This window comes from Catenuloplanes atrovinosus, assembly GCF_031458235.1.
GTDB classification, from domain to species: Bacteria; Actinomycetota; Actinomycetes; order Mycobacteriales; family Micromonosporaceae; genus Catenuloplanes; species Catenuloplanes atrovinosus.
The window spans coordinates 5795307-5810952 of the sequence record NZ_JAVDYB010000001.1 but is presented as its reverse complement, the minus strand read 5'-3'; the positions used below and the strand labels follow the sequence as shown (position 1 = coordinate 5810952).

The window sequence follows — 15646 nt, the reverse complement described above, 5'->3', positions numbered from 1 at the left end:
GTACGGCGGGTAAAGTTTCGGCATCCTAGACGACGTTGATCCGTTCATCGGCACAGCGGCCACGGACCTGCCTCGGGCTGAGGGTCTGGCCGCCACCTGGTGGTGGCCGAAGCCGCAGGTCGGCAACACCCACCCCGGCGCCACCTCCCCGCTCGGCATGGTCTCCGCCTGCGCCTACTCCGGTGCCTACCCGACCGGGTACGGCCGGTACGCCAAGAACACCGAGGGCGTGCCGGAGGAGATGTTCGACCGGATGCAGGCGTCCGGCTTCACGCACTTCCAGCAGTCCGGCACCGGCGCGATCCGCAAGTACTACAACTACGTGCGGGTCACGCCGATGGTGCAGCCGCTGGACGACCTGGGCCAGTCCTGGCCGTTGCACGACGAGACGGCCGAGCCCGGTTACTACGCGGCCACGCTGGAGACCGGCATTCGCAGCGAGATCACGGTCGGCGACAAGGTGGCGGTGCACCGCTACACGTTCCCGCGGTCGACCAGCTCGCGCGTCGTGATCGACATGTCCTGCGGCGGCCTCGCGATCGAGCTGGGCCGCACGGTCCCGCTGCGCGCCCAGGTGGAGAGCATGGGCCAGGGCTTCGCGCAGGGCACGGTGTGGATGGAGGGCGTACCGCTCTCGGTCTTCATGCAGTTCGACGCGCCGCGCTGGCGGCAGATGCTCTGGTACGACCGCCGCCTGATCAACGGCGGCACCCGGCTGGACTTCGACAGCATCCGGCACACCACGCTGCGCCCGTTCGGCATGCTCTTCATGGGCCCGACCGCGGCCGGCCAGACCGTCGAGATCCGGATGGGCTTCTCGCTGCGCGGCCACGAGCAGGCCCGGCGCAACCTGGAGAAGGAGTGCGGCACGGAGGCGGCGGCGTTCGACGCGGTGCGCTCCCGCACCCGGGCGCGCTGGGGCGACCACCTGGACCGGGTGCAGGTGGAGGGCGGCACGCCGGCCCGCCGCACGGTGCTGGCCACCTCGCTCTACCACTCGCTGATCAAGCCGTGCTTCGGCGACGACGAGTCCCCGTTCTGGCCGGACTCCGGGCCGTACGCGTTCGACGTCTGCACCATGTGGGACATCTACAAGACCCAGCTGCCACTGCTCTCCGCGATAGCCCCGGACCGGGCCACCGACCTGCTGGAGTCGCTGATCCGGGTGTGCGAGGAGGAGGGCAACTTCCCGATCGGCTACCGGATGGCGCGCGGCGCGGACCGGTTCTTCCGGCAGGGCAGCGCGCTCGCGCACACCGCGCTCGCGGACGCGCACGCGCTCGGCCGCGAGGGCATCGACTGGAACTGGGCGCTGGTGCACATGGTCGACGACCTGCGCCGGATGTACGGCGAGGACTTCTGGGAGCACGGCGTGGTGCACCCGATCAGTCACACGCTGGACCTGGCGTACGCGCACCACGTGACCGCGAAGGTGGCCCGCGCGCTCAACGACCGCCGGCTCGCCGACGACCTGGAGGAGCGCAGCCGCGGCTGGCGCAACGCGTTCGACCCGGGGACCGGGCTGCTGCGCGACTCGGAGTTCTACGAGGGCGGTAAGTGGAACTATTCGTTCCGGCTGCTGCACGACATGCGCGCGCGAATCGCGCTGGCCGGCGGCGACGAGTCCTTCACCCGAATTCTGGACCAATTCTTCGGGTACGGCGCGGACCCGGTCACCCAGCCCGGCCGTGCGCCGAAACCGTCCGAGATGGCCGCCGGATACGCGCTCAACCGGTTCGAGGGACTGAACAACGAACCGGACATGGAGGCGCCCTGGGCGTACCACTACGCGGGCCGTCCGGACCGTACCGCCGAGGTCGTGCATGCGGCTCTGACCTGGCAGTTCGGCACCGGGCGCGGTGGTCTGCCGGGCAACGACGACTCGGGTGGACTGAGCGCCTGGTACGTCTGGGCGTCACTCGGCCTTTTCCCGGTCGCGGGTCAGAATCTTTTCCTGATTAATTCGCCCGCGTTTCGGAGTGCGACAATCCGGACCGGGGACGGTGAGTTCGTTATCGAGACCACCGGACACCGCGACTCGCCGATAGGGGTCGACGGTATTGATCGGACCCCGCCGGTCCAGTACGTTCAGGCCGCCACCCTCAACGGCAGGCCCCTGGAAGGCACGCATCTGAGTGCCGCGGACATTCATCGCGGCGGAAGATTGCAGCTCACGCTGGGTCCGGAGCCGTCCTCGTGGGGGCGCGGGATCCGCCCGCCGTCCCTGTCAGACTCGGCGGCAGCACCTTAAAAGGAAAGACCATGAAATACCCCCGTCGCCGTCTCGTGATCGTGGTCCGGGCCGATCCGGTCATCTGCGGCCATTCGGGTGAGGCGCGCAACCTGGCCGAGGTCGCGCTGACCCGCGGGTACGACGACGTGCGCCTGCTGACCTGGCCCATCCCGACGTTGCAGGCGGCCGGCCTGCCGCTGAAGCCGCTGGACCGGCTGCTGCCGTACAGCGAGGGCATCACGGTCGAGCGCCCGGAGCCGGTCGGCGACTACCGCGTGCCGGACGGCCGCCACCTGGCCGGGCTCACCGGCCGGCTGGTCGAGCTGCTCACCGAGCCGGTGCCGACCACGGTGCTGTCCATGTACCTGGTGCCGCACACGCAGGTGGTCAACGACGCGGTCACCGCGGTGCGGGCGGCCGGGTTCACGCCGGACGTCTACACGGTGGCGAAGGCGGTCGGCTCGGACGTCACCAACGTGATCCGCAACTGCCTGCGCGAGGGCCGGTTCGGCGCCGCCACCGTGCTGCTCACCCAGTTCCTGGCCAGCGACGAGGTGGTCGCCGTCTCCGACTACACGCGGGACGAGATCATCGCCTCGGCCGAGGAGGTGGACGCGGCCGTCGGCACGCGTTTCGCGGAGGAGTGCCGCCGCCGCGTCACGGTCAGCTACCCGCCGATCGACTCGTCCGCCTACCTGGATCTGGACCCGGCCGCGGTGGACGCCGCGCTGGCCCGCCGCGGCCTGGAGCGCGACGGCTACGTGCTGTTCCTGTCCCGCGTGGCGCGCGCCAAGGGCATCTACGACCTGGTCATGGCGTACGGCCAGATGGCCTGCCGGGACCGGGTCAAGCTGGTCGTCGCGGGCACCGGGCCGGCGCTGGAGCACGTGCGGGCGATGGCCAAGGAGGACGAGAACATCGTCTTCCTGACCGACGTGGACGACGACGAGAAGCCGCTGCTGATGAACGGCTGCGCGGCGTACGTGCTGCCGACCAAGCCGGAGCCGGACTTCGTGGAGACGTTCGGCATCGCGCTGGCGGAGAAGGGGCTGGCCGGTGGCGGGCCGATAATCACGGCACTCACCGGCGGTACGGGTGAGGCGGTCGGCGACGCCGCGGTGATCATCGAGGCCGGCGACGTGCCCGGGATCGCGGCGGCCGTCGACCGCGTGGTGCTCCGGATGTCCGCCGAGGAGCGCCGTGATCTCGAGGTCCGGGCGCGGGCGCACGCGATGACGTTCGACCGCGGCCAGGTCTTCGACGACCTCTTCCCGGCCAAGCCCTCGATCGTCGCGGCCTGATCCGCGCACGCCCGGGGAGCACGACCGGAACACCGAGCCGCTGGACCCGTGCGGGGATCCAGCGGCTCGGCCGGGGTGCGATGGATCGGGGCTAGAAGCCGCCCACCGTCAGGCCGCCACGCGAGAGCGCCTCGGTGACCGGCTGGAAGTAGGTGACGCCGCCGCTGGTGCAGTTGCCGGAGCCGCCGGAGGTGATGCCGTAGGCGACCGAGCCGCGGTACAGCGGGCCGCCGGAGTCACCCGGCTGGGCGCAGACCGTGGTCCGGATCATGCCGGAGACCGAGCCCTCGGCGTAGTTGACCGTGGTGTTGAGCGCGGTCACCTGGCCGGAGCGGGTGCCGGTGGTGCTGCCGCGGCGGGTGACCTGGGTGCCGACGGCCGGGGTGGCCGCGGAGGAGATCGTCTGGCTGCCGACCGCGCTCGGGTGCGCGATGCTGGTGTTCGTGTACCGGACGATGCCGTAGTCGTTGCCCGGGAAGCTGCTCACGGTACGGGTGCCGAGCGTCGTGGAGCCGTTGGTCCACGTCGACGCGATGTTGGTGCAGTGGCCGGCGGTCACGAAGTAGTACGTGGAGCCGGACCGCGCGTTGAAGCCGAGCGAGCAGCGGCTGCCGCCGGCGTAGATCGCGTCGCCACCGGTGATCGTGGTGGAGAGCTTGCCGGTGAACTCGAGGCGGGCCGCGGCGCCGGCCTTCTCCACCTTGGCCTTGATGATCGCCACGTCGGCGTCGCTGACCGTGTTGTCGACGGAGACCACGACCTGGTTCGCCATGACGTCGGTGCCCCACGCCGTACCGGCGATCGGGGTGGTGTTGAGGTCCGCGATCACGGCGTCGAGCTGCGCGTTGCTGAAGGTCACGGTCTCGGCGACCGCGCCCTCGGCGCGCACCGCGCGGGCGGCGGTCGCGTCGGTGACGGTGACGACCATGCGGTTGGTGTCCGCGTCGAAGTAGGCGCCCGCGGTGCGGGTGGCGCCGAGTTCGGTGCTGAGCGCCATGGCCGCGCCCGCGTGGGCCTCGGTCATGAGCGTGGGGGCGGCCTGGGCGTTGGTGGGGGCGATGAGAGCGCCGACGAGGATGGCGGGCGCCGCGATGATGGTCGCGGAGCGCCGGATCGAGGAGCTTGTGGATCTCACGTGGTCCTCCGTGGGGGTACGGATCGGCAGCGGACATTCCACTCGAATCAGCAGAGTTCAATGCCCCAGATGCGGAAAGACTCCCATCGGTCAATGTCCGTCACAAGGCCTATTTCCCGCATGAGGTACTGGACGATATGAGGGCTCTGAGCAGGGAAAACATCGCTCGGGAGGTCCGTGGGCCGGTCGTCGGCGGCCCCGGCAAGGGAAAACCCTTAAGGAATGTTCACCCCGGTGGCGGTCGAGGCGCCAGGACCTCGGGTTATCCGCCCAGATGATCGATAAACCTTGATTTCATGCTGGTTTCGGATGTCGTGCGTTCGACATCCGCGGGCGGTCGCCGTGTGCCATAATTCAACAGTCGATGAGATTGGAGGTGCGCTATGAACCGCACCGATGAGATCAACACTGAGGTCTGCGTCGTCGGCGGCGGGCCCGCGGGCCTGATGCTGGGCCTGCTGCTCGCCCGCGCCGGGGTGCGCACGGTGGTGCTGGAGAAGCACGCCGACTTCCTGCGCGACTTCCGCGGCGACACCGTCCACCCGTCCACGCTGGCGCTGATCGGCGAGCTGGGCCTCGCGCGCCGCGCCGAGGAGCTGCCGCACCGCAAGGTCCGCTACGTCACGCTCACGTTCGCGGACGGCACCCGCCGGATCGGCGACTTCAGCCGGCTGCGCGGCTGGCCGCCGTACCTGATGTTCGTGCCGCAGTGGGACTTCCTGGAGATGCTGGCCACGGAGGCGGCCCGCCACGACACGTTCACGCTGCTGCGCGAGACCGAGATGACCGCGCTGCTCCGCGACCCGGACGGCACCGTGCGCGGCGTGCGGGCGCACGGCCCGGACGGGCGGTCGCTCACCGTCCGCGCCGCACTGACCGTGGCCTGCGACGGGCGATCATCGCGGGTGCGGTGGGAGCTCGGCCTGACCCCGGTGGAGTTCGGCGCGCCGATGGACGTGCTGTGGTTCCGCCTGTCGCGCACCGAGCAGGACCCGGAGGGCATTCAGGGCCTGGTCGGCGCGGGCGGCGCGCTGATCTCGCTGGACCGGGGCAGCTACTGGCAGATCGCGTACCTGATCCCCAAGGGCGGCTACGACGCCGTGGTCGCGCAGGGGCTGGACGCGTTCCGCGCCCGGGTGGTCTCGCTCTTCCCGCGGCTCGCCGACCGGGTCGGGGAGATCACCTCGTTCGACGACGTGCGCATGCTGACCGTCCAGGTCGACCGGTTGCGCCGCTGGCACGTGCCGGGCGCGCTGCTGATCGGCGACGCCGCGCACGCCATGTCCCCGATCGGCGGCGTCGGCATCAACCTGGCGATCCAGGACGCGGTGGCGGCGGCCCGGCTGCTCACCCCGGCGCTGCGCGCGGGCCGGCTGACCGAGGCGGACCTGGCCGCGGTGCAGCGCCGCCGCATGCTGCCGACCCGGGTGACCCAGCGCGCGCAGCGGATCATGCAGCGTGGCGTGCTGGCACCGCTGCTGCGCACGGAGCGGCCGGTCGACGCGCCGCTGCCGTTCCGCCTGCTGGACCGTTTCCCGGTGCTGCGCGGCATCCCGGCGCGCGTGGTCGGCGTCGGCATCCGCCCGGAGCGCGCGCCCGTGCTGCCCGCGACCGAGCGGTATCCTGCGCGGTCGTGAGACTCACACTGCGCACAGTGGACCCGGACGCCCCGCTCGACGACCTGGAACCGCTGCGCGGGCTGATCGGCGGCGCGCGCGTGGTCGGGATCGGCGAGTCCGCGCACTACGTGCGGGAGTACCAACTCCTGCGGCACCGGCTGCTGCGGTTCCTGGTCGAGCGGATGGGCTTCACCGGGTACGCACAGGAGTCCGGCTTCAGCGAGGGCCTGGCGCTGGCGGCCTGGGTCGCGGGCGGGGCGGGGGAGTTCCCGGCGGGCGGGCTGACGTACCGGTTCGGCACCGCGCCGGAGACCCGGCGGATGTTCGCCTGGCTGCGCGCGCACGGCACGGTCCGCTACACCGGGCTGGACCTGCCCGGCGACCTCGCCTCGATGCTGCCCGCGCTGGACGGCCTCGCCCGGTTCGCCGCGGCCGTGGCGGACGCGGGAACCCGGGACGCGGTGGACTCGGTGCGCGAGCTCGCCGCGCGCTGGGCCGGGCCGCACACGATGCCGGCGTTCGCCGCCTACCTGGCGCTGCCCGCGGCGGACCGGGACGCGCTGACCGTCCGGCTGGCGGACCTGGCCGCGCGCCTGGACGCGCTGCGCCCGCTGCACGTGCGCGCGGCCGGCCGCGACGCGTGCGAGACCGCCCGGCACGAGCTGCGCCTCGCCGTGCTGCTCGACGCGCAGGTGCGGGCACAGGCCCGGGCCGCCGCCGGCGCCACGGCGGAGCTGGCCGTGAACGCGCGCGACACCGCCATGGCCGAGACCGCCCGCATGCTGCTCGCCCGGGGCGAACGCCTGGTCATCGGTGCCGCGAACTCGCACCTGACCCGCGTGCCGCTGCCCACCGCCGGTCTCGAACTGCCCACCCTCGGCAGCCACCTCGCCGCCGACCTGGGCGACGACCTGGTGGTGATCGCGCTGACCACCGCCGCCGGCCGCGTCCCGGCCCGCCGCCGCTCCGCCACCGCCCCGGAGGGTGTCGAGGTCGTCCCGGTGGACCTGGAACCCCCGGCGGAGGGCAGCATCGAGGCCCTGCTCGCCGCGGACGCCCCGGTGCTGGCGGACGTCCGCTCCCTGCCCGCCGACCGCAGCCGCGTCCTCGACACCTATCAGGACCTCCCGGTCGCCACCGCCTACGACCTCGTCGCCTGCCTCCCCACCATCACCCCGACCACCCGCTGACCCCCGGCGCGCGGCACCCGCCGCGAGTGCGGCGGGCGCCGCGGGGTTGGGGTGAGCAGCGGCGGGACCGGCTCCGATGCGGCGCCGGAGCGGCGGCGGAGGCGCCGCGAGGTTTGCCCGCGGGAGCATGCGGGGCCGGGGTCGCCGGGAGCGGGAAAATCCGGATCGTCCCGCCGCCGCCGTTGTTCCGGCGGCGGCGGGGGACAGTGCTACGTGGTGGTGGTCGGGGCCGCGGGGGTGGAGCCGGCCGGGGTGGTGGGAGCGGCGGTGGTGGCGTCCGCGAAGTAGTCCTCGCGGGTGGTGCCGTCCTCGCCCTCGGCCACGTTCATGGAGCGGAGGATGAGCGTGGCGATCACCGCGACCAGGACGTTGAGCGCGACCGCGACCAGGCCGACGTAGATCGTCATGGTGGTGTCGAAGCCGAACTTGGACAGCGGGAACGCGGAGCCCCCGAAGTGGGCGCGGCCGGTGGCGGCGTTGGGGATCTGGTAGAGCATCCACATGCCGAGGCCCATGCCGGCGACCCAGCCCGCGACCAGCGCGCCGCGGTGCAGCCAGCGCGTGTAGAGGCCGAGCGCGACCGCGGGCAGCGTCTGCAGGATGATCACGCCGCCGATCAGCTGCAGGTCGATGGAGAACTGCGGGTCCAGGAAGACGATGCAGGCGACGGCGCCGACCTTGACCACCAGCGAGGTGATCTTCGAGACGTTCGCCTCCTGCGCGGGCGTCGCGTCCTTGCGCAGGTACTCCTTGTAGATGTTGCGGGTGAACAGGTTCGCCGCGGCGATCGACATGATGGCCGCGGGGACCAGCGCGCCGATGCCGACGGCGGCGAACGCGACGCCGGCGAACCAGGCCGGGAACTGCTGGTCGAACAGCAGCGGCACGACCGTGTTGCTGTCCACCGTGCCCTCGCGCGCGCCGGGCAGCGGTTTCACGCCGGCCGCGATCGCCATGAAACCCAGCAGCGCTATCAGGCCGAGCAGCAGGCTGTACGCGGGGAGCGCGGACATGTTCCGCTTGATCACGCCGCGGTCGCGGCTGGCCAGCACGCCGGTGATCGAGTGCGGGTAGAGGAACAGCGCCATCGCCGAGCCGAGCGCCAGCGTGATGTACTGCAGCTGGTTGTTGACGTTGAGCGTGATCCCGTCGTTCGGTGCGGGGGACGCGGCGAATTTCGCCTCGGCCGCGTCGAAGATGGAGTTCCAGCCGCCGAGCTTGGCGGGCAGGTAGATCACGGCCACCAGGATCACGATGTAGATCAGGGTGTCCTTGACGAACGCGATCAGCGCGGGCGCGCGCAGGCCGGACTGATAGGTGTAGGCGGCCAGGATCGCGAACGCCACTATGATCGGCGCGTGCCGGGCCAGCGCGGAGTCACCGGTCACGCCCATGGTCTTCAGCACCGCCTCGATGCCGACCAACTGGAGCGCGATGTAGGGCATGGTCGCCGCGATGCCGGTGATCGCGACCAGCAGCGCGAGCGTCGGCGAGCCGAACCGGGCGCGCACGAAGTCGGCCGGCGTGACGAAGCCGTGCCGGTGCGACACCGACCAGAGCCGGACCAGGACCAGGAACACCATCGGGTACACGATGATCGTGTACGGCACCGCGAAGAACCCGGCCGCGCCCGCGCCGAACAGCAGCGCCGGCACCGCCACGAACGTGTACGCGGTGTAGAGGTCGCCGCCGACCAGGAACCAGGTGATCCATCCGCCGAAGTTGCGGCCGCCGAGGCCCCACTCGTCCAGGTGGTTGAGGTCCTGCGGCGCCCGCCACCGGGCCGCGACGAATCCCATCACGCTGACCAGCAGGAACAGTGCGGTGAAGACGACGATCTCGACGATGTGGTCGCTCATCGACGCTCACCCCGCCCGGTCATCCGGTAGACCACCGTGGTGGTGGTGACGCCGAGGATGATGAACGCCAGCTGCAACCAGTAGAACGTCGGGAATCCCAGCAGGCGCGGATTGTCGTGGTTGAACAGTGGCGTGGTCAGCGGCACCACGATCGGCACGATCAGCAGCCAGTTCCACGGGCTGCGGTCGCTGCGGGCCTGCGCCGGCGCGGACGCCGCGGCCTCGGTGTCCGAGATGTCCGCGGTCTCCGGGTCGGGCGGCGGCGTGGTGCTCGGTGGCTCGGCCATGGATAGCTACCTCCTGGAGATGGCGTACGTCAGGAGGCGACGGGAGCGCGCCGCCTCCCGGTGCAACGATCACGCTCGGGCGCGGGGAGACTACCCACGGGAAGATTACGGCTTGGGAGTGACTCACCTCACAGATCGGCGAGCGGTCGTGATCGTGCGCCGGGCGGCTATCGACCGCGGTCGAAACCGTTCAACGGTGCGCCGAATCGCGCCCCGTGGGATTCCCGGGGCGCGTCAATCGGCGGCGCTACGCCAGGTGCGCGGTGTCGTTGACCGTGCGGACCGCGACGTTGCCGTCCGGCCAGGTGTCCACGATGGAGATGCCGGCCGGTTCCAGGAAGAGCCGGTGCAGGAACGCGTCGGACGCGGCCAGCGCGTCCTGGAGCAGCAGCTTGATCGGCGACACGTGGCTGACCACCGCGATCGTGGTGCCCTCGTGCGCGGCCGTGATCGCGGCCCGCGCGCCCCGGATCCGCTTCGCGACCGCCTTGAACGACTCGCCCCCGGGCGGCGCCACCGCGGTCGACTCTAGCCAGCGCTGCATCTCGGCCGGCCAGCGCTCGCGTACCTCCGCGAACGTGCGGCCCTCCCACTCGCCGAAGTCGCACTCGATCAGGCCGGCCTCGGTCTCCACCGGTACGCCCCCGGCCGCGCGCGCGATCTCCGCGGCCGTGGCGGCGCAGCGGGACAGCGGCGAGGTGACCACCGCGGCCAGGTCCGGCGCGAGCGCGGCCACCCGGCGCGCGGCCGCCTCCGCCTGCGTCAGCCCGTGCGCGGAGAGCGGCACGTCACCGCGCCCGGAGTAGCGCTTCTCCGCGGTCATCCCGGTCTCGCCGTGCCGGACCAGGATCATCCGGGTCGCCGCGGTCATCGCCGGCGGCGCCCAGGACGCCGGCGGCGTGACCGTCACCCGGGCCGGCCCGGCCGCGTCGGCCGCGATCCGCCGGGCCAGGTCCTTGGCCGAGGGGGCGGCGGTGGCCACGTCGGCGACCGGCTGCGGCGAGACGCTGCGGCCGCCGTCCATCGCCTTGTTCGCCAGCGCGTCCGCGGCCTTGTTCCGCTCGCGCGGGATCCAGGTGAAGCCCACCTCGTCGAACTTCTTGATCAGCTGGGCCGCGGTGGCGGCGAGTGGGCGCAGCCCCGGGTTCTTGATCTGCCAGCGGCCGGACATCTGCTCGACCACCAGCTTGGAGTCCATCCGCACGTCCACCGCGGACGCGCCCAGCTCGGCCGCCGCCTCCAGGCCCGCGATCAGGCCCGAGTACTCGGCCACGTTGTTCGTGGTGACGCCGACCGAGTCGAAGCGCTCGGCCAGCACCTGGCCGGTGGCGGCCTCGATGACCACGGCGCCGTACCCGGCCGGGCCGGGGTTGCCGCGCGAGCCGCCGTCCGCCTCGACGATGACGCGCAGGCTCACAGGCCGGACTCCGCGGTACGGACCATGATCCGCCCGCACTCCTCGCAGCGCACCACCTCGTCGGCCGGCGCGGCCTTGACCCGGTGCAGCTCCTGTCCGTACAGCTCCAGGCGGCAGCCGCCGCAGCGACCGGCCCGGAACAGCGCGGCGCCGAGCCCGGCGTTCGCCTCGCGCAGCCGGTCGTAGAGCGCGACCAGGTCGCCGGGGAGGTCCGCGGCCAGCGGGGTCCGCGACTTCGCCTTGAACTCCTCCTCCTTGGCGATCTCGGCCAGTGCGGCGTCACGGCGGGCCTCGGCGGCGGCGCGGGCATCGCGCGCGGCCTGCTGCCGGCCGGCGATCTCGTCCAGCGTGGCCTGCGCGGTCTCCCGCTGCTCCATCAGCTCGAGCTCCTGGTCCTCCAGCTCGCTCTGCCGGCGGGTCAGGCTGGCCACCTCGTGCTGCAGCGCCTCCAGCTCGCGGGCCGGGCCGGTGCCGGCGGCCAGCCGGTTGTCGTCCTTCTCCCGGCGCGCGCGGACCTGCTCGACGTCCCGCTCCAGCCGGGCGATGTCGCGGTCCAGGTCGTCCACCGTGACCTGGGCGCGCACCCGCTCATCCTCCAGCGCGGAGAGGTTGCGGGCCAGCGTGTCCAGCTCCGCGTACTCCGGGAGCGTCTTGCGCCGGTGCGCGAGCTGGGCCAGGGACGTGTCGATCGCCTGCAGATCCAGCAGACGGCGTTGGGCTTGCGGCGCGGCCTTCACGACGAGGACTCCTTCTTCAGTTCTGACGAGAGCGGGGACGCCGCGTGCAGCGTCCAGGGATCGGTGTCCAGGTCCGAGACGATCACCTCGACCGGGTGCCCGGCGCGCAGCCAGGCCGCCACGTCGTCGCACCAGGGGCGCTCGGTGGCCCAGTGCGCGGCGTCCAGCAACGCGGGCCCGCCGCTCGCCAGGTGCTCACCGGCCGTGTGGTGCCGTAGATCGGAGGTCAAGTATGCATCGGCCCCGGCGGCGGCCGCCTGCGGCAGGAACGAGTCTCCCGCACCGCCGCAGACCGCGACCGTGCGGATCATCCGATCCGGGTCGCCGGCCGCGCGTACCCCCCAGGTGGTGGCGGGCAGCCGGGCCGCGGCGAACGCGGCGAACTCGCGCAGCGTGCGCGGCGACGGCAGCGTGCCCACCCGGCCGATGCCGAGCTCCGGGCCGGCCGGGTGCGGGGCGAGCGGGCGGAGGTCGCGCAGGTCCAGCCGGGCGGCGAGCGCGTCGGAGACGCCGGGGCTGGCCGCGTCGGCGTTGGTGTGCGCGGTGAACAGCGCGATGCCGCCCCTGATCAGGCGGTGCACGATCCGGCCCTTGGACGTGGTCGGCGCCACCGACGACACGCCCTTGAGCAGCAGCGGATGGTGCGCCACGATCAGGTCCGCGCCGGCCTCGAAGGCCTCGTCGACGGTCTCGTCCACCACGTCGACCACGCACAGCACGCGGCGCACGACCGCGTCCGGCTCGCCGAGCACCAGGCCGACGCGGTCCCACTGCTCCGCCCAGGCCGGCTGGTAGCGCGCCTCGAGCGCGTCCACCAACCGGCCGACGGTCGTCTGCTCGCTGGGGGTCACGGCCAGAACTCTATCGGCCGGGTCAGGCCAGGCTGCCGTCCGTGGGGAGTCGGACGCGCAGCACGTCCAGCGTCAGCGCCCACGGGAACCGGTCGACGTAGCGGTCGCCGGTGCCCGGCGGGTGCAGCTCCACGACGTCGTCGCCGAACAGCACGCTCACCCCCCAGGACCGCAGCCGCTCGATGTTCTCCCGGAACGCGGGATGCGCCGCCATGGCCTCGTTCGTGTACGGCATGGCGACGATCGGCAGTCCCTTGCCGTACGCCTCCACCAGCAGCCCGAGCGCGAGCGTGTCGGCGATGCCGGCCGCCCACTTGTTGATCGTGTTGACCGTGGCCGGCGCGACGATGATCGCGTCCGGGGCCGGCAGCACGTCCGCGTCGCCCGGGTTCTTGTAGGTGGTGCGCACCGGGTGCCCGGTCCGGGTGGTCAGCGCCGGCACGTCGACGAACTTGCGCCCGTCCGGCGTCGTGATCACGCAGACGTCCCAGCCGTCGGCCCGCGCCAGGTCCACCAGCACGTCCACCTTGCGGGCGACCGGAGAACCGCAGGCCACGACGTAGAGCACGCGCGATGCGCCGCCGCCGATCATGGTCGGTACACCTTCATACGCCAACTCCCATGTGCTCAGCCAACTCGGCGATGGCCGGAGACGGCGTACCGCGGGTGCGACGGAGCACATCCGAGATGACCGCGTGCGCGATCGGCCGGCAGCGGATCTCCGACGGTGCGAGCCGGTCACCCTCGAGCAGCATCTCTCCCGCCTTGTCCATCTCGCCCATCTGCGAATACCCGCGCGCGAGGTCAAGGTAATGATGCGCCCTGCGTTCCGGCAACAGTGCGTCGAACCCGCCGGTCTGGTTGATCCGGTCGTGGGTCTCGACCGCCATCCGGCCGTCACCCAGCTCGACCAGGGCGGCTGCGCGGTGCAATTGCACGTTGGTGGGGCCGAACGAGGTCCAGTAGTGGTTCGCGTCGCCGCCGACGTGCTCGGCGACGCGGGTGGCCTCGTTCATCAGATCGTGGACGGTGGCGGTGTCACCCAGCCGGGCCGCGGCCATGCCGCCCTGGAGCAGCAGCATGCCGTACACGCTGAGTCGCTCCGGCGTGCTGTCGGTGTCGCCGGCCGGCGCGATCTGGTTGGCGACGTTGACGTGGATCTCCAGCGCCGGCCGGGCGCGGCCGAGCGCCAGCAGCGAGCTGCCCACCCGGTACGTCGCGACGCCGGCCAGCAGTTGATCGTCGGCGCGCTGGCAGACCGCGATGGACCGGTCGGCCGCGAGCCAGGACAGCTCGTGCTCGCCCAGCTTGCGCAGCGTGGAGGAGGCGATCTGGTAGACCTGCCCGAGCAGGTGGGCGGCCTCCGGGCGGTCCGGGTCCGGCGTGGACGTGTCCAGCGCCTGCCCGTCGCGGAGCAGCTTGGGCAGCGCGCGGGCCAGCACGCCGTACTTCGCGTGCTGGAACGTCAGCCACGCGTGGCTGACCGCCTTGCGCATCTCCGGCAGCGGCGGCGCCTGCGGCGTGGCCGTGAAGAACGCGCTGATCTGGTTGTACCGTTCCAGCGCGGAGCGGATCTCCTCGACCTCGACCTGGTCGATGCAGTTCACCGTGTCCGGCCGGCGCTCCGGGTCCTTGCCGAGCAGCAACTGCACGTCGACCTGCAGCACGTCGGCGATCTCGTAGATGACGGAGAACTTGTCGAGGCGGCGCACCCCGCGCTCGACCTTGTCCACCCAGCTCTTGGACTTGCCCAGCCGGTCCGCGAAGACCTGCTGGGACATCTTGCGTCGGCCCCTCCAGTACGCCACCCGGCGTCCGATCGGCAGCTCGTCCACTGGCCCTCCCCATTGCTCCTGAACGCTTCTCCACCAGCGCTCCGATTCGGGCGCCCCCGATACGCGGATGGAGGAACGTTCGTGCGTGCTCGATATGGCGGCACCCCGAGCGGAGAAAAACGTCTTTGAATTTCCGGTGCCGGTGGGTCACTTGTTCGGTGCCGGTCGCACAGCGAGTGTGCTCGCCGAGCTACGGCGGTTCGTAACTTCAGATGCAAGTTGCAACCGGTACGACACTCGATAACGAAGTCGAGTGCGCGGGGTGACGGCTTGATCACCCTGGAATCCGGAAGAGTCGCTGACCTGGGGGGTTTCTAGCCATGCGGTGGAGCGCCCGACCACCATTCGTTCCGACGAGCCTGTCCGACATGGCCGGCGTGCTGCGCCGCCCGCGCCTGCGCCGGGCCGCGTTGCGGTACGCCGACCACGACTGGCCGGTGCTGCCCGGCGCGTGCCTGACCGGCGGGCGGTTCGCCTGCGGTCGGCCGGGATGTCCCACGATCGCGTGTCACCCGGCCGAGGAATCCTGGGAGCGCGCGGCCACCGCCGACACGGACCGGGTGGCGGCGTGGTGGCGGTCCCGGCCGCACTCCGTGCTGCTCGCCACCGGCCACGCGTTCGACGTGCTGGAGGTGCCCGCGCACCTGGGCCTGCGGGTGCTGGGCGCGGCCCGGCTGCTGGCCGGCGTGGTCGGCCCGGGGCGCGGTCAGGTGCGCGGCCCGATCGCGGTCACGCCCACCGCGCGATGGATGCTGCTGGTCGCGCCCGGCGATCCGCTGCGGCCCGAGCTGGACGAGTCGCTGGACGTGGTGCGGCACGGCCCGGGCTCGTGGATCCCCGCGCCGCCGACCCGGCTGCCGGAGGGAGCGGTGCGCTGGGCCGTCGCGCCCGAGGAGGTGCAGTGGCGCCTGCCGGACTCCTACGCCGTACAGGCGATGCTGGTGGACGCGCTCGGGCTCTACGGCCGGCAGACCGGCCTCCGGCCGCTGCTGCCCCGCCAGTCCACGGGTACGAGGTACGCGGCCTGAACGCCCCATCCGACCGCCTTTCCGATCTCACGAACGGCGCTTCCCGGCGCGGCAAACCGGGACTAGTAGGTGTCAACGTAGCGGGTGAGCATTAAGCGGGCGACCCCCGAAAGACCGACAAGCGGTTACGAAATCGTCGCGTCGCGCGGAAGTT

Annotated in this window: 13 protein-coding genes; 5 read left to right on the top strand and 8 right to left on the bottom strand. The window is 72.0% G+C overall.

Annotated features, from left to right (window positions below; all coding sequences use genetic code 11):
• The first annotated feature begins 22 nt into the window (after positions 1-22).
• Positions 23-2251 carry a GH92 family glycosyl hydrolase gene (locus J2S41_RS25650; RefSeq protein WP_310376535.1) on the top strand — a complete coding sequence of 743 codons (2229 nt, stop codon included), beginning with the start codon at positions 23-25 and terminating at the stop codon, positions 2249-2251.
• An 11-nt stretch (positions 2252-2262) separates the two neighbouring features.
• Positions 2263-3534 carry a glycosyltransferase gene (locus J2S41_RS25645; protein ID WP_310371234.1) on the top strand — a complete coding sequence of 424 codons (1272 nt, stop codon included), beginning with the start codon at positions 2263-2265 and terminating at the stop codon, positions 3532-3534.
• Positions 3535-3625: 91 nt separating this feature from the next.
• Here the strand turns inward: J2S41_RS25645 and J2S41_RS25640 are convergent, their stop codons facing one another.
• Positions 3626-4669, bottom strand: coding sequence for a S1 family peptidase (locus tag J2S41_RS25640; protein WP_310371233.1), 1044 nt, complete (start codon positions 4667-4669; stop codon positions 3626-3628).
• 401 nt (positions 4670-5070) lie between these two features.
• Between J2S41_RS25640 and J2S41_RS25635 the strand changes: the two genes are divergently transcribed.
• Together J2S41_RS25635 and J2S41_RS25630 are read left to right on the top strand one after the other, a co-directional pair.
• Positions 5071-6306, top strand: coding sequence for an FAD-dependent oxidoreductase (locus J2S41_RS25635; RefSeq protein ID WP_310376534.1), 1236 nt, complete (start codon positions 5071-5073; stop codon positions 6304-6306).
• Positions 6303-7478 carry an erythromycin esterase family protein gene (locus J2S41_RS25630; RefSeq protein WP_310371231.1) on the top strand — a complete coding sequence of 392 codons (1176 nt, stop codon included), beginning with the start codon at positions 6303-6305 and terminating at the stop codon, positions 7476-7478. The genes J2S41_RS25635 and J2S41_RS25630 overlap by 4 nt, the downstream gene beginning before the upstream one ends.
• 209 nt (positions 7479-7687) lie before the next feature.
• On the opposite strand, the gene mctP is transcribed toward J2S41_RS25630, so the two are convergent.
• The 7 genes from mctP to J2S41_RS25595 all read right to left on the bottom strand — a co-directional run bounded on the left by mctP (position 7688) and on the right by J2S41_RS25595 (position 14464).
• Positions 7688-9337 carry a monocarboxylate uptake permease MctP gene (gene mctP, locus J2S41_RS25625; RefSeq protein WP_310371229.1) on the bottom strand — a complete coding sequence of 550 codons (1650 nt, stop codon included), beginning with the start codon at positions 9335-9337 and terminating at the stop codon, positions 7688-7690.
• Positions 9334-9624 (bottom strand): DUF3311 domain-containing protein, encoded by a 291-nt coding sequence (locus J2S41_RS25620; RefSeq protein WP_310371227.1) that lies wholly within the window; start codon positions 9622-9624, stop codon positions 9334-9336. Before J2S41_RS25620 ends, mctP begins: the two co-directional genes overlap by 4 nt.
• A 247-nt stretch (positions 9625-9871) precedes the next feature.
• Positions 9872-11041 (bottom strand): bifunctional RNase H/acid phosphatase, encoded by a 1170-nt coding sequence (locus J2S41_RS25615; protein WP_310371225.1) that lies wholly within the window; start codon positions 11039-11041, stop codon positions 9872-9874.
• Positions 11038-11778: a zinc ribbon domain-containing protein gene (locus J2S41_RS25610; RefSeq protein WP_310371223.1), complete on the bottom strand. Its 741-nt coding sequence runs from the start codon at positions 11776-11778 to the stop codon at positions 11038-11040. The genes J2S41_RS25615 and J2S41_RS25610 overlap by 4 nt, the downstream gene beginning before the upstream one ends.
• Positions 11775-12629, bottom strand: a complete 855-nt coding sequence (locus J2S41_RS25605) for a Nif3-like dinuclear metal center hexameric protein (RefSeq protein WP_374728164.1) — start codon at positions 12627-12629, stop codon at positions 11775-11777. The genes J2S41_RS25610 and J2S41_RS25605 overlap by 4 nt, the downstream gene beginning before the upstream one ends.
• A 22-nt stretch (positions 12630-12651) precedes the next feature.
• Complete coding sequence (locus J2S41_RS25600) at positions 12652-13221, bottom strand: flavoprotein (RefSeq protein ID WP_310371221.1); 570 nt, start codon at positions 13219-13221, stop codon at positions 12652-12654.
• 13 nt (positions 13222-13234) lie between these two features.
• Positions 13235-14464 (bottom strand): helix-turn-helix domain-containing protein, encoded by a 1230-nt coding sequence (locus J2S41_RS25595; RefSeq protein WP_310371219.1) that lies wholly within the window; start codon positions 14462-14464, stop codon positions 13235-13237.
• 368 nt (positions 14465-14832) lie between these two features.
• On the opposite strand from J2S41_RS25595, the gene J2S41_RS25590 reads away from it, so the two are divergent.
• Entirely contained in the window at positions 14833-15492 is a 660-nt protein-coding gene (locus tag J2S41_RS25590) for a bifunctional DNA primase/polymerase (protein ID WP_310371218.1), read from the top strand.
• Positions 15493-15646: the final 154 nt, after the last annotated feature.